Origin of the sequence: Geothrix sp. 21YS21S-2, from assembly GCF_030846775.1 — a bacterium.
Lineage (GTDB): Bacteria > Acidobacteriota > Holophagae > Holophagales > Holophagaceae > Mesoterricola.
Window position 1 is genome coordinate 220,001 of the sequence record NZ_CP132910.1, and the last position, 12,599, is coordinate 232,599.

Here is a 12,599-nt window from a genome sequence, read left to right on the forward strand (position 1 = left end):
GGGTGTCCGCCAGGGAAGTCCGGTGGGCATGAGCCCAAGCGCTCTGACGAAAAGTCCTGATCCTACACTGCCGAGAAAAGCTGCTAAGGAGAGCCACGTGTGACCGTACCGCAAACCGACACAGGTAGTCGAGGAGAGAATCCTCAGGCGTTTGAGAGAACTCTGCTGAAGGAACTCGGCAAATTAACCCCGTAACTTCGGGAGAAGGGGTACCACGGTAGGGTTCATAGCCCGAGGTGGTGGCACATAAATGTTCCAGGCGACTGTTTAACAAAAACACAGGTCTCTGCAAACTCCAAAGAGGAGGTATAGGGGCTGACGCCTGCCCGGTGCCGGAAGGTCAAGAGGAGCGGTTAGCGCAAGCGAAGCTGCGAATTTAAGCCCCGGTGAACGGCGGCCGTAACTATAACGGTCCTAAGGTAGCGAAATTCCTTGTCGGGTAAGTTCCGACCTGCACGAATGGCGTAACGATCTGGAAACTGTCTCCAGCAGAGACTCAGCGAACTTGTAGCACCGGTGAAGATGCCGGTTACCCGCACTTAGACGGAAAGACCCCGTGCACCTTTACTACATCTTGACATTGAGGTTGGCATTGTGCTGTGCAGGATAGGAAGGAGACTTTGAAACTGGCTCGTTAGGGTCGGTGGAGTCGTCGTTGAGATACTTCCCTGCGCAATGCTGATCTCTAACTCACGCCCGTCATCCGGGTGGAAGACAGTGTCAGGCGGGTAGTTTGACTGGGGCGGTCGCCTCCTAAAGAGTAACGGAGGCGTGCAAAGGTTCCCTCAGGCTGTTTGGAAATCAGCCGCAGAGCGCAATGGTATAAGGGAGCTTAACTGCGAGACACACACGTCGAGCAGATGCGAAAGCAGGTCATAGTGATCCGGTGGTTCCGCATGGAAGGGCCATCGCTCAACGGATAAAAGGTACGCCGGGGATAACAGGCTGATCTTGCCCAAGAGTTCATATCGACGGCAAGGTTTGGCACCTCGATGTCGACTCATCGCATCCTGGGGCTGAAGCAGGTCCCAAGGGTTCGGCTGTTCGCCGATCAATAGCGGTACGTGAGTTGGGTTCAGAACGTCGCGAGACAGTTCGGTCCCTATCTAGTGTGGGCGTAGGAGATTTGAGAGGACCTGTCCTTAGTACGAGAGGACCGGGATGGACTGACCTCTGGTGTTCCAGTTGTGTTTCCAAATGCAATGCTGGGTAGCTATGTCGGGAAGTGAGAAGCGCTGAAAGCATCTAAGCGCGAAACACCCCTCAAGATGAGATCTCCCCACGAGACCCGTCGTAGACCACGACGTTGATAGGTCGCATGTGTAAGCGCGGTAACGCGTTGAGCTGAGCGATACTAATTGGTCCACTGGCTTGACTTTTCATCAATCAATTGCATCCAATCAATGAGACAATGCTTATGTTTAGGCTCGTCTCGCCTCACCCTTCGCTTCAACACTTCGAAGTCTGACCCCTTCGTCGTGGCTTTACCCTGGAGGTCACACCCGTTCCCATCCCGAACACGGCAGTTAAGCTCCAGAGGGCCGATGATACTTCCTGGCACACAGGTGGAAAAGTAGGTCGCCGCGACGTTAAAATCCAAAGCCCCCCATTCGATGGGGGGCTTTTTCGTGTACCCTATAAGTGTGGACCAGGGCGTCGCTGCGCTAACCCGCAGAGGAAAGTCCGGACTCCATAGGGCAGTGGGCCAGGTAATACCTGGGCGGGGCGACCCGATGGACAGTGCAACAGAGAGCAGACCGCCGATGGCCCCGGAAACGGGGATCAGGTAAGGGTGAAAGGGTGGGGTAAGAGCCCACCGACGTTCCTGGCAACAGGGCGGGCTAGGTAAACCCCCCACGGAGCAAGACCAAATAGGCTGGCGAGCTTCTTCGGAAGTGAGGATCGGCCCGATCGAGCCAGCGGGTAGGTCGCTTGAGGCGATCAGTGATGATCGTCCTAGAGGAATGACGTCCCACGACAGAATCCGGCTTACCGGTTCACCTGGACCCCCGCGAGGGGGTCCTGCCATGTACATGATTATTGGATCGGCTTAAGGGCCCGGTAGATCCAGCGCTCGGCATAGGGGAGCCAGGGGGCGCCCTGGACATTTCCGAAAGTCTGGTCGATTTCCAGGCCGGCCGCCGCCAGGGCGGCCCGCACTTCGGGGTCCGTGGGGATCCAGATGTCGTGCTGGAAGCGGGTTCCACGCATGATCCGGTCCGTGAGGAAGCGCCGGCCGTCGGAGCTGAGCCGCACCCGCTCCTGGTAGAGGCCTTCCACCTCGTACCATTCCTGGTCGAGGGTCGCCAGGGCCCGGATGAAGAAGTCCCTGCCGGCCAGGTCCAGGAGCAGGGTTCCACCCGGCTTCAGGACCCGGGCGAATTCGTCCAGCTGGCGCTGGTTCTCCTCGTCGCTCGCGAAGTAGCCCCAGCTGGTGTAGGCGCAGAGCACGCCGTCGGCGCACCCGTCACGGAAGGGCAGGTCGCGGAAGTCCAGGCGCACCAGGTGGCCCGGGAACTCGGTGGCGTGGCGGCGGAGGTTCATGGCGCTGAGATCCCCGCCCACCACCTGGTAGCCGCAGGCCTCCAGCGCAGGCCTCAGGCGGCCCCAGCCGCAGGGCAGGTCCAGCACCCGCGCTCCGGGAGCCAGGTCCAGGAGCCGGGCCAGTCCTGGACCCTCCTGGGCGGCCTCCAGGGTCTTGTCCCGGTAGATTTCGAAGTAGTGCGGATGGTCAAAATCCCTCTCGAACCAATGCAAGCGGGGTCTCCGGATGGAAGTGGGAAAAAGGAGCGGAAGATCGGATTCTAATCCCTTGACGGGGAATGGGTCGGGAGTACTCTAGGGCAAGAATAAGTCCACCGATGCGTGAAGTGGCTGACAACATTCTTTTTATGGAGGATTCATGGACTTTCTCCGCCCAGACATTCAGGATAGCCTGACGAGGGAGAATTTCGAGTTCAAGAAGTTGATGGAGGAACACAAGGCGGCCGACGAAAGGCTGACGTACCTCCGCAACAAGATCCGGCTCTCCGCCAAGGAGACCATCGAGGAAGTGGAGCTGAAAAAGGCCAAGCTCCGGGCCAAGGAGCGGATCTACCACATCGTGGAGGAGTTCAAGGGCCGGGGGCAGTGAAGACCCCGGTTTCTGCCCTGTAGACGAAAGCCCCGGAAACCCGGGGCTTTCATCGTTTTACAATTGATTCATCGAGCCCTTCCGCTGTCAGGCCGGCTCCACGATCCCCGGAAGGAAGCCTTCGCCCATCCAGTAGACCAGGTCCAGGGGGTGCTTGACGTCCCACAGGAGCACCCGGGCGCTGGCGCCGGGGTGGAGGTGGCCCAGGTCGCCGCGGTCCAGGCTGCGGGCCGCGTGGAGGGTCATGGCGGTGAAGGCCTCCTCGAAGGTCAGGCGCAGCTGCAGGCAGCCCAGGCGCAGCACCAGGAGGGGATCGATGCAGGCGCAGGAGCCGGGGTTGAAGTCCGAGGCGAGGGCGACGCGGCAGCCTTCGGCGATCATCTTCCGGGCGGGGGCATAGTCCCTCATGCCCAGGAACAGGGTGGTGGCGGGCAGGAGGGTCGGCACGACGCCGGCCTGGGCCATGGCGCGGATGCCCGTGTCCGACGCGAACATCAGGTGGTCCGCGCTGGCGGCTCCCACGGCGGCGCTCAGCTCGGCCCCGCCGGTGGAGCAGAACTCGTCGGCGTGGATGCGGGGCCTCAGGCCCAGGCGCCGTCCGGACTCCAGGATGGCGCGGCCCTGCTCCGCGTCGAACACGCCCTTTTCCACGAACACGTCGCAGTGCGAGGCCACGCCGGGGTGGCGCCGGACCAGCTCGGGCTGCCACGTTCCGGCCACTTCCGCGATGTAGCGGTCCGGATCGCCGGCGAATTCCTGGGGCAGGTCGTGGGCGGGCATGAGCGTGACGTCGAGGCTCCACCCCCGGGCCCGCAGCTCCGCGTAGGCCTCCAGGAGCCGGCTCTCCGTCTCCAGCTCCAGGCCGTACCCGGTCTTGGCCTCGAGGTGCAGCACGCCCTTGCGGCGGTAGGAGCGCAGGCGTTCCTCGCCCAGGGCCACCAGCTCGGGGACCGTGGCGGCGCGCGTCGCGCGCACGGTCTCGCGGATGCCTCCGCCCTCGGCGGCGAGCTGGGCGTAGGTGACGCCGTGAAGGCGGCGGTTGAACTCGTGGCTGCGGTCCCCGCCGAAGAGCAGGTGGGTGTGCGGGTCCACGAAGCCCGGGGAGGCCCAGCACCCGCGGCCGTCGACGGCCCGGGCGCCGCGGAAGTCCAGGGGCAGGTCCGCGCGCGGGCCGATCCACCGGACCTTTCCGCCGCTCGCGGCGATGGCCGCGTCCTCGATGAAATCCACCGCCCAGGGGCGCGCGGGATCGGGGGTAACGGCCCCCTTCAGGTTGGTGATGACGGTGCTCGTGGCCATGGGAACCATTATGCCGTGGGGGCGCGGGCCGCCGTTATACTTCCCTTCGAGGGGCACCCAGATGTGGATCGGCGCACGAACGCTCTCCGGACTTTTGGCCACCGCCATGCTGGCCGCGGCCCCTCCGAAGGCCCCGCCTCCGCGGCCGCTCCTCCTGCCCGGGGAGTCGCTGGCGCTGGCCGGACCGGACCTGGAGGTGTACCGCTACGGCGACGCCGCGGTCGAAGGGCCCCTGGGCGCGTTTTCCCAGCTGCTCTGGGCGAAGCTGGAGGGCGCGGCCTGGGAGAGCGGAGGCCCCTCGTTCAAGTGTTCCGGCGCCATGGGACCCTACCGGTGCACGAACCCCAAGGGGCACGGCCGCGTGGACCTGGCCAAGGCCCTCCGGGAGGACTGCCGCCTCGCCTTCCTGGGCTGGGCGCGCATGTCGGCCCAGCGGTGGGTGGAGGACTACGGCGACGGCCCCGCGCGGGCCCGCATGCTGGACGTCTTCCAGCCCTTCCTGGCGCGGCGCCTCCCGGACGCCGAAGGCGTGCCGGACCTCGATCCGGTCTGGTTCGGCGAGGGGGACCTGCTGCGCACGAGCCCCGAGGCCCTGCTGCGCTGGCTCGCGGATCCCGCCCAGGAGGAGGCGGTGCGGCTGTACCGCAGGCTCCTGCTCAGCTTCATGGACGAGACCTTCAAGGAGAACGCCTGGTGGTTCATGTCCACGGCGCCCGCCGTGGCCCGGGACTCCGCCACGACCCAGGCCTGGGCCGTGGGCGGCAACGGCCTGGTGCTGGCCGTGCTGCGCCTGCCTCCAGGGACCACCCGGCAGGAGGCCCTCACCCGCTTCAAGACCGTGATGGTGGGGACCGGCAGGAAGAAGTGATCAGCGCTCGAGGATGAAGGTCGCCGGGCCGTCGTTCACCAGCTCCACCTCCATGTGCTCCTGGAAGAACCCGCGCTTCACCCGCGGCCATCCGGCCTCCAGGAGGCCCGCGAAGATGCCGAACAGGTCCCGGGCCGGGCCGGGGGCCATGGCCCCGTCGAAGGAGGGCCGCCGGCCCCGCTCCAGGCTCCCTGCCAGCGTGAACTGGGAGATCACCAGGATTTCCCCGCCCGTTTCCTGGAGTGAAAGATTCATCCGGCCTTCGGCATCCTCGAAGATCCTCAGGGCGGTTATCTTGGCTGCGACCCAGCGGCACTGCTCTTCCGTGTCGTCCTTGGTCAGGCCGGCCAGCACCAGGAGGCCGGGGCCGATGGCCGCCACCTGGTCCCCGGATCGAACTTCCGCTCGCTTCACCCGCTGGATCACCGCCCGCATCGACCCTCCAGCCACAACCCTACCGGCAATCCGGCACCGGTCACAAGTTACCGGAAGGGTCCCCTTTGGGCGGGGTCCCTGCCTATACTGGCCATAGCCAAGGAGGCCCCCATGTCCGAGACCCCCATCCAAGCGGATCTGAGTCCTGCGGAATGGAAGCTGATCCAGGCCCTGCGCGGCCTGCCCGAGCATGCCCAGCGGGAGCGTGTGCACGAGGTCCTCGGCGAGCTGCTGTTCTTCGTCCAGAACCCCCGGTGCCAGGGCATGGGGGCCGAGGGCTTCCCCTGCGGCGAACCGCGGAGCAGCTGCGACGAATGCCACCAGACGTGGGACCTCCTGGAAGGACTCACGGTGCGGGTGGAGGCCGGCGCCGGGGCTCGCTGAGGACGCATCCGTCCGGGTGTGCGGATTGCCGCATTTTGCATGCGGGATCCCGCATGGGCGACGCCCTCCGGGGGCGGGCTTGGAGTCTTTCGTATACTCCTGGGCCACTCTTCTCGTCATGACGATCCTGGCACTTGAATTGCCAATTTAATCTTTGGCAATTCGACCGTAGGTCTTTTCGTCATGTTCCCTCCTTCCAATGCGGTGGGAGGGCAGGGTGTGTCCACCTTCCCAGGAGAAACCATGAAACAACGTCCCTTCACGTCCCCGGCCGGGCAGTTCGGCGCAGCGGTGGCCGCCCTGATCCTGGGGGTTTCCTGCAGCAGCAGCACCTCCGTCGCGGACAGCGACCGCACCGCGGCCGACGCGAGCGTCATCGAGATCGCCTACGCCTCGGGGGACACCGCCTCCGCCGTGACCAAGGACGTCACCCTGCCCACCAAGGGCGCCGCGGCCGGGTCCGCCATCACCTGGACGTCGAGCAATCCGGCGACCCTCAGCCCCGCGGGGAAGGTCGTCAGGCCGCCGGTGGGGGCGGACGGCACGGTGACGCTCACGGCGCAGGTGGCGCTGGGGACCGCGCTGAACACCCGGACGTTCACCGTGGTGGTGAAGCCGGTGGACACGGTGCAGTTCATCTTCACGTCGGACTGCCATTTCGGGGACGTGACCACCGCCGCCGCCGCGTTCCAGGGGGCCACGGCCTCCGTGGACGCCGTCGAGGTGAATACCCGGGCGCGGGACGTCATGAACCTGCTGCCCGGCCTGACGGCGCCCGGCGACTACGGCGTCAATGCCGGTGCGGCCTTCGGCAACTTCGACTTCATGGCGAACACGGGCGACATCGGCAGCAAGAGCGTCATCCCGCCCCTGTCCAACGGCAACTCATCCACCACCAGCTTCAACCAGTGGAAGGCCATCTACGCCGACGGGCTCACCCTGAAGGACCGCACGGGCGCGGCCCTGCCGATCTTCCTCACGCCCGGGAACCACGATGTCTCCAACGCGCTGGGCGGCCCGGATGTCATGAATCCCGCCAGCGACCCCACCGCCTTCGTCAACGTCTACAACTGGACCATGAAGCCCGCGGCGCCCCTGCTGACCACGGAATTCAACTACAACATGCACAAGGTCTTCAGCGTCAAGGTGTTCGGCGGGATGCACTTCGTGTTCCTGAACATGTGGCTGGACGCCGAGATGCGGGAGAAGCTGGAGCCGTACCTGGCCACCCTCACCTCCAGCACGCCGGTGTTCATCTTCGCGCACATGCCCCCGGAACAGACCGGGGCCAATTTCCGGGACCCCGCGTCCAACGGCCTGGATTTCCCGTGGACGGGCGGTTTCTCCAACTACTTCCGGGACGCCATGAACATCAGCAACGTGGTCGCCCCGGCCACCGCCGTCACGACGGCCACCGCCCCCACCAAGGAGGTCAAGGACCTCGCCACCTTCCTGAAGGCCCACAAGAACATCGTCGCCTGGTTCCACGGTCACGATAACTTCAATCAATTCCGTACCTGGAATGGCGAGAACAGCGTCTCGGTCGACAACACCATGACCCAGCTGGCCATCCCCGTGTTCCGGGTGGATTCGCCCATGAAGGGCAAGGATTCCGCCAAGGACCCCAAGAAGCTGTCCTTCCAGGTGGTCAGCATCGACACCGCGAAGAAGGTGTTCACCGTGCGGGAGTGCCTCTGGAACAAGACCAACACGGCCGGTGGAGCCGTCGGGTGGGGGGCCACCGAGACCTTCTCCCTGTCCAACCGGGTCCGTTAGAATAATTCCGCATAAGCGGGCGAGACTCATTATCATGGTGGAGAAGTTGGAAAGTCCACCATGTCGCAGAACGAATCATGCCCGAGGGAACCGGCCGTCCCGCAGGACGGTGCCGGTTCCCTGTTCGATTGGGTGATGGCCCAGAACCAGGACGTCTTCTTCTCCCTGGGGCCCGATGGCGCCTTCCAGGCGGTGGGCACGGGGTGTCTGGGCCTCTGGGGGCATCCGCCGCGGGAGCTCCTGGGGCGGCGCTTCCTGGACCTGGTGGACCCCCTGGACGTGCCCCTCGTGCGGCACGTGATGGAGACCAGCCGCATGAACGGGTCCCTGGCGCCCCAGCGGTCCCGCTTCCTGCGCAGCGACGGGACCCCGGTGACCCTGGTGTGGCGGCTGGCGGTGAGCGAGGGGTCCCGGCTCTACTACGGCCTGGCGCGGCCCTACGTGGAGCGCAACGGCGCCGAGGCCAAGCTCGGGGCGGCCGTGCACGAGCTGGAGGTGTTCAAGAACGCCCTGGACGAGCACGCCATCGTGGCCATCACGGACGCCAACGGCCGGATCACCTACGTCAACGACAAGTTCTGCGCCATCTCCAAGTACCCGCGGGAGGAGCTGCTTGGGAAGGACCACCGGATCATCAACAGCGGCCACCACCCCAAGGCCTTCTTCACTGACCTCTGGCGCACCATCAAGAAGGGCAAGGTGTGGAAGGGCGAGATCCGGAACCGGGCCAAGGACGGGACCTACTACTGGGTGGACACCACCATCGTCCCCTATCTGGACGATGAGGGGGTGCCCTTCCAGTTCGTGGCCATCCGCGCGGACATCACCCAGCGCAAGGAGGGGGAGGAGGCCATCCGCCAGTCCCAGAAGCTCGAGAGCCTGGGCGTCCTGGCCGGGGGGATCGCCCACGACTTCAACAACCTGCTCACCACGATCCTGGGCAACTGCAACCTGGCCTCCATGGTGCTCGACCCCGGCAGCCCCGCAGGGCCCTACCTGGACCAGATCGAGAAGGCCTCCCTGCGGGCCGCGGACCTCACCCGGCAGATGCTGGCCTACGCGGGCAAGGGCAAGGTCATGATCTCGCCCATCAACCTGAACTACCTGGTGCAGGAGATGACCGAGCTCCTGTCGGTCTCCATCTCCAAGAAGGCCGCCATCCGCCTCGAACTGGCGGCGGCCCTGCCGGAGATCGTGGGCGACCCGGCCCAGATGCAGCAGCTGGTCATGAACCTGGTGACCAACGCTTCGGAGGCCCTGGGCGAGGAGGGGGGGGCCATCACCCTGCGCACCGGGGTGCAGTGGCTCGACTCCGTCTACCTCACCACGCTGATCCCGGCCATTCCCATCCCGCCGGGGCGCTACGTGGTCATGGAGGTGTCCGACACCGGCTGCGGCATGACCCGCGAGGTCATCGACCTGATCTTCGACCCCTTCTTCACCACGAAGTTCACGGGCCGCGGGCTGGGGCTCTCCGCCCTCATGGGGATCCTGAAAAGCCACGGCGGCAGCATCAAGGTCTACAGCGAGCCGGGGCAGGGGACCTCCATGAAGCTCTTCCTCCCCGCGGTGGAGGCCGCGGGCGCCGAAACCCCCGAGGAGCACGCGCCGGAGGCCTTCCAGGCCAGGGGCACGGTCCTGATCGTGGACGACGAGGCCCCGGCCCGGGCCGTGGCCTGCGCCCTCGCCCAGACCATGGGGCTCCAGGTCCTCGAGGCCGCGGACGGCGCGCAGGCCGTGGCCACCTTCCAGGAGCGGCGGGGCGACCTCTCCCTGGTGATCATGGACCTCACCATGCCCCGCATGGACGGGCGGGAGGCCTTCCGGATCATGGCGGCCGAGGACGCCACCATCCCCGTCCTGCTCACCAGCGGGTACAACGAGACCTTCGCGGTGGGCGATTTCTCCGGCGGGGACCTGGCGGGCTTCCTGCCCAAGCCCTACAACCGGTCCCAGTTCGAGACCGCCGTTCGCCACGCCTTGAAGGCTAGAACTTGAACTTCAGGTTCACCGCGAGGGTGCGGGGCGGGATCACGTGGGTGCCGCCGAAGGCGCTGAGGAAGTTGTAGAGGCCCTTCTCGTCGAAGACGTTGAGGAGGTTGGCACCGGCCACGATGGAGGTGCCGCGGCCGGTGGCGAACTCCCGCCCGGCGCTCAGGTTCCACACGGTGCGGGGCCGGATGCGCCAGGTCGGCCCCACCAGGGAATCGTCGGTCACCCGCACGTAGGGGATGCCGAAGGCGTAGTCCGGGTTGCCCGCGGCATTCCCGGGGTCGCCGGCCACGAGGCCCGAGTCGTACCGGCCGATCACCTGCGCGAAGAAGGCCTTGGACTGGTAGTGGACGCCCAGCTGGAGGGTGAGCTTCTCGTCGTGGTCGATGAGGTAGGGGGTTCCGGCGGGCCGGGAAGCCTCGGCCGAGGAGAGGCCCCCCACGGTGGGACTGCGGAAGATGGTGCGCACGGTGCCCGCGCTGAGGTAGGCGGACCAGCCGGCCACTTCCAGCAGGTCCAGGCGGAGGTCCATGCCGTGGAAGAAGCCCCGTGCCGCGGCGGTGGGAAAGAGAACGCCCGTGTTGAGGAACTGGTCGTTGTCGGCGCTGTTGACGCTGTCCTTCCACCAGTAGTCCAGGCTGGCCTTGAAGACTCCGCCCACCTGCTGCTCCACGCCCACCAGGAAGCTGTCCTGGAGCTCCGGGCGCAGCTGCGGCACCTTCGTGCCTGCGGCCGAGGTGAGGTCCCAGGCGGCCTGGGAGGTGGAAAATGCCAGGTTCTCGTTCTCCGGCGTGATGAGGAGCCGGTCGTAGCTGAAGCGCAGGAGGGTGCCCGCGGCCGGGAAGGAGCGGGACACGCCCACCCGGGGCTGCAGCTGGTTGTGCACGTAGCCGCGCCCGCGGTAGCTGTCCAGGCGCAGGCCCAGGCCCAGGTTCCAGTCCCCGGCCTTCAGGTCCTGCTGGACATAGGCCGAGGCCAGGGACGGCGCGATGCTCTCGTCGAACCGGAAGATGTTCCCGCCCCCCTCCGGGGTGTAGGCGTGGAGCGGGTCCCCGGCATCGGCGGCCCTGGAGCCGTCGGTGATGGCGAAGGCGAAGCGCTCGCGGATGGGGTAGCGCACGAACTGGAGGCCCGCCTTGAAGGTGTCGTCGCCGTTCTTCCTCTGGTAGGCCGCGGTGGCTCCCTGGTTGTCCAGGGACCGGTCCTGGCGTGCCCAGTAGGGGTAGTCGGGACCGCCCCCCCCGAAACCCGGCGCCAGGTCGGCGGTGGGGTCCAGCCGGGCGGTGGACTGGCGGTGGAAGAGCGTGGCCTCGATGCTGGCGTCGGGGCCCAGGAGGCGGGTCCAGCCCAGGCTGAGGTTCGCGTCCACGTTGCGGGCGCGCTGGTCCTGGCCCCGGGCTTCCTGGCTGGCCAGGTTCACGACGTCCCGGGCCGTGGCGCCCCCGCCCGCGGAGAGCCGCAGGGTGTCGGTGCCGGAGAGGAGCCAGTCGAAGCGCGTGAAGATCCTGCCCGTGGTGCCGTGGTTGTGCAGGTTCTCGAAGTTGACCGGGTCCAGGAACCGGTCGCTGCCGGAGCCCGCGGCGGTGACGAACCAGCCGGAGCGGTCCGTGCAGCCCCGGAGGCTGAGGCCTGACTCGAACGTGCGGAAGCGCGCGGCCCCGACGCTGTAGTCCCCCTGGAAGCCGCCCGGAGTCCCCAGGCCGGACTTGGAGGTGAGGTTCACCACCGCCCCGGGCTTGCCGCCGTACTCCGCTGAGATGCCGCCGGTGATGACCTCCATGCTCTCCACCTGGCCCGGGTCCAGGGAGTTGGAGAAGGTGGCCTGCATCTGGTCGGTGACGGGCACGCCGTCGATGACGTACATCGCCTGGCCGTGGCTGCCCCGGAAGTGGAAGCGCCCGTTCTCGTCCTGGATGAACCCCGGCGTGGCCAGGAGGATGCTCTCCATGCCCCGGCTCTGGACCACCGCGGGGATCTGCTCGATGGTGGCGCGGTCGATGTCGAGGTGGCTGGAGGGGTGGGCCTCGAGGAGGCCGGAGCGCTCCTCCACCACCACGACGGCCCCGGCCTGGGGCAGGCTCAGGGCCAGCTGCAGCGGCAGGGTGCTCCGCACGGCCACGTCGCGGTGGGCCGTGGCGAGGCCCGGGGCCGCGGCTTCCAGGTGGTAGTCGTTGAACGGCACGTTGAAGAGGGAGAACCGGCCCTGGGCATCGGTGCGGGCGGTCTGGATGCGCCCCGCGACGCGGTTCTCGAGGGTGACCACGGCGCCGGCGACGGGTTTGCCGCCCTCGTCCTTCACGACGCCCGAGATCAGGCCGCTGCCCGAGGAGGCGGCGGAAAGGAGGGCAGGGAGGGAGGCGGCCACGAGCAGCAAAAACAAACGATTCATTCAGTCCTCAAGCAGAGAAAATTCAAGGCAGGTGCCTTCAAAGAGAATAGAACTCGTTTCTGTTTGATTCAAGTGAAAATCATTTCTATTTGAGCGAGGGCGTAAATTCGGCGCGTCCTGTGGAATTTCGCTCCAAGCGCCGATACCATGCACCCATGGCGAGCCAGAAACGCAAAGAACGGACCCTCACCCCCGCTGAACTCCGGGCCAGCCGCTTCATGGGCGCCCGCCTTCGCGAAAATGAGCAGCGCTACCAGGAGTTCCTCGAGACCCTGGACCCCCGGGAACGGGAGCGCCTGGCCCTGGGGGATCCGGAATGAGCC

At 66.3% G+C, this 12,599-nt stretch carries 10 protein-coding genes, 2 rRNA genes and 1 other RNA gene (1 of these 13 cut by a window edge); 9 read left to right on the forward strand and 4 right to left on the reverse strand.

Annotated elements, in window-relative coordinates; genetic code table 11:
- The 3 genes from RAH40_RS01015 to rnpB form a co-directional block, all read left to right on the forward strand.
- A 23S ribosomal RNA gene (locus tag RAH40_RS01015) occupies window positions 1-1,379 on the forward strand (it extends 1,559 nt beyond the left edge of the window).
- A gap of 95 nt (window positions 1,380-1,474) precedes the next feature.
- Window positions 1,475-1,590, forward strand: a 5S ribosomal RNA gene (gene rrf / locus RAH40_RS01020).
- A 50-nt stretch (window positions 1,591-1,640) separates the two neighbouring features.
- Window positions 1,641-2,007: RNase P RNA component class A (rnpB, locus tag RAH40_RS01025), an RNA gene on the forward strand.
- 30 nt (window positions 2,008-2,037) lie between these two features.
- Here rnpB and RAH40_RS01030 read toward each other — a convergent pair.
- Window positions 2,038-2,757 carry a class I SAM-dependent methyltransferase gene (locus tag RAH40_RS01030; RefSeq protein WP_306600183.1) on the reverse strand — a complete coding sequence of 240 codons (720 nt, stop codon included), beginning with the start codon at window positions 2,755-2,757 and terminating at the stop codon, window positions 2,038-2,040.
- A gap of 145 nt (window positions 2,758-2,902) precedes the next feature.
- On the opposite strand from RAH40_RS01030, the gene RAH40_RS01035 reads away from it, so the two are divergent.
- Complete coding sequence (locus RAH40_RS01035; RefSeq protein ID WP_306600184.1) at window positions 2,903-3,133, forward strand: hypothetical protein; 231 nt, start codon at window positions 2,903-2,905, stop codon at window positions 3,131-3,133.
- A gap of 87 nt (window positions 3,134-3,220) precedes the next feature.
- Here the strand turns inward: RAH40_RS01035 and hutI are convergent, their stop codons facing one another.
- Window positions 3,221-4,432 carry an imidazolonepropionase gene (hutI, locus tag RAH40_RS01040; protein ID WP_306600185.1) on the reverse strand — a complete coding sequence of 404 codons (1,212 nt, stop codon included), beginning with the start codon at window positions 4,430-4,432 and terminating at the stop codon, window positions 3,221-3,223.
- A gap of 61 nt (window positions 4,433-4,493) precedes the next feature.
- Between hutI and RAH40_RS01045 the strand changes: the two genes are divergently transcribed.
- Window positions 4,494-5,300, forward strand: a complete 807-nt coding sequence (locus tag RAH40_RS01045) for a hypothetical protein (protein ID WP_306600186.1) — start codon at window positions 4,494-4,496, stop codon at window positions 5,298-5,300.
- Here RAH40_RS01045 and dtd read toward each other — a convergent pair whose 3' ends face one another.
- Entirely contained in the window at window positions 5,301-5,735 is a 435-nt protein-coding gene (gene dtd, locus RAH40_RS01050) for a D-aminoacyl-tRNA deacylase (protein ID WP_306600187.1), read from the reverse strand.
- Window positions 5,736-5,846: 111 nt separating this feature from the next.
- Here dtd and RAH40_RS01055 point away from each other — a divergent pair, with 111 nt between their 5' ends.
- From RAH40_RS01055 to RAH40_RS01065, 3 genes are all read left to right on the forward strand, one after another.
- Window positions 5,847-6,119 (forward strand): hypothetical protein, encoded by a 273-nt coding sequence (locus RAH40_RS01055; protein ID WP_306600188.1) that lies wholly within the window; start codon window positions 5,847-5,849, stop codon window positions 6,117-6,119.
- A gap of 243 nt (window positions 6,120-6,362) precedes the next feature.
- The gene (locus RAH40_RS01060; protein WP_306600189.1) at window positions 6,363-7,895 is read left to right on the forward strand and encodes an immunoglobulin-like domain-containing protein; all 1,533 of its coding nucleotides are present in this window, start codon (window positions 6,363-6,365) and stop codon (window positions 7,893-7,895) included.
- Between the two features lie 135 nt (window positions 7,896-8,030).
- Window positions 8,031-9,893 carry a PAS domain-containing sensor histidine kinase gene (locus RAH40_RS01065; protein WP_306600190.1) on the forward strand — a complete coding sequence of 621 codons (1,863 nt, stop codon included), beginning with the start codon at window positions 8,031-8,033 and terminating at the stop codon, window positions 9,891-9,893.
- On the opposite strand, the gene RAH40_RS01070 is transcribed toward RAH40_RS01065, so the two are convergent.
- Window positions 9,883-12,276, reverse strand: coding sequence for a TonB-dependent receptor (locus RAH40_RS01070; RefSeq protein WP_306600191.1), 2,394 nt, complete (start codon window positions 12,274-12,276; stop codon window positions 9,883-9,885). The two genes, RAH40_RS01065 and RAH40_RS01070, sit on opposite strands and share 11 nt — an antisense overlap.
- A gap of 155 nt (window positions 12,277-12,431) precedes the next feature.
- Between RAH40_RS01070 and RAH40_RS01075 the strand changes: the two genes are divergently transcribed.
- Window positions 12,432-12,596 (forward strand): hypothetical protein, encoded by a 165-nt coding sequence (locus tag RAH40_RS01075; RefSeq protein ID WP_306600192.1) that lies wholly within the window; start codon window positions 12,432-12,434, stop codon window positions 12,594-12,596.
- Window positions 12,597-12,599 lie beyond the last annotated feature (3 nt).

What these genes read in the sequence shown, in the direction of transcription:
- RAH40_RS01035 (WP_306600184.1), top strand. Translation starts at nt 2,903, where the DNA reads ATGGACTTTCTCCGCCCAGACATTCAGGATAGCCTGACGAGGGAGAAT.
- hutI (WP_306600185.1), bottom strand. Translation starts at nt 4,432, where the DNA reads ATGGCCACGAGCACCGTCATCACCAACCTGAAGGGGGCCGTTACCCCC.
- RAH40_RS01045 (WP_306600186.1), top strand. Translation starts at nt 4,494, where the DNA reads ATGTGGATCGGCGCACGAACGCTCTCCGGACTTTTGGCCACCGCCATG.
- dtd (WP_306600187.1), bottom strand. Translation starts at nt 5,735, where the DNA reads ATGCGGGCGGTGATCCAGCGGGTGAAGCGAGCGGAAGTTCGATCCGGG.
- RAH40_RS01055 (WP_306600188.1), top strand. Translation starts at nt 5,847, where the DNA reads ATGTCCGAGACCCCCATCCAAGCGGATCTGAGTCCTGCGGAATGGAAG.
- RAH40_RS01060 (WP_306600189.1), top strand. Translation starts at nt 6,363, where the DNA reads ATGAAACAACGTCCCTTCACGTCCCCGGCCGGGCAGTTCGGCGCAGCG.
- RAH40_RS01065 (WP_306600190.1), top strand. Translation starts at nt 8,031, where the DNA reads ATGGCCCAGAACCAGGACGTCTTCTTCTCCCTGGGGCCCGATGGCGCC.
- RAH40_RS01070 (WP_306600191.1), bottom strand. Translation starts at nt 12,276, where the DNA reads ATGAATCGTTTGTTTTTGCTGCTCGTGGCCGCCTCCCTCCCTGCCCTC.
- RAH40_RS01075 (WP_306600192.1), top strand. Translation starts at nt 12,432, where the DNA reads ATGGCGAGCCAGAAACGCAAAGAACGGACCCTCACCCCCGCTGAACTC.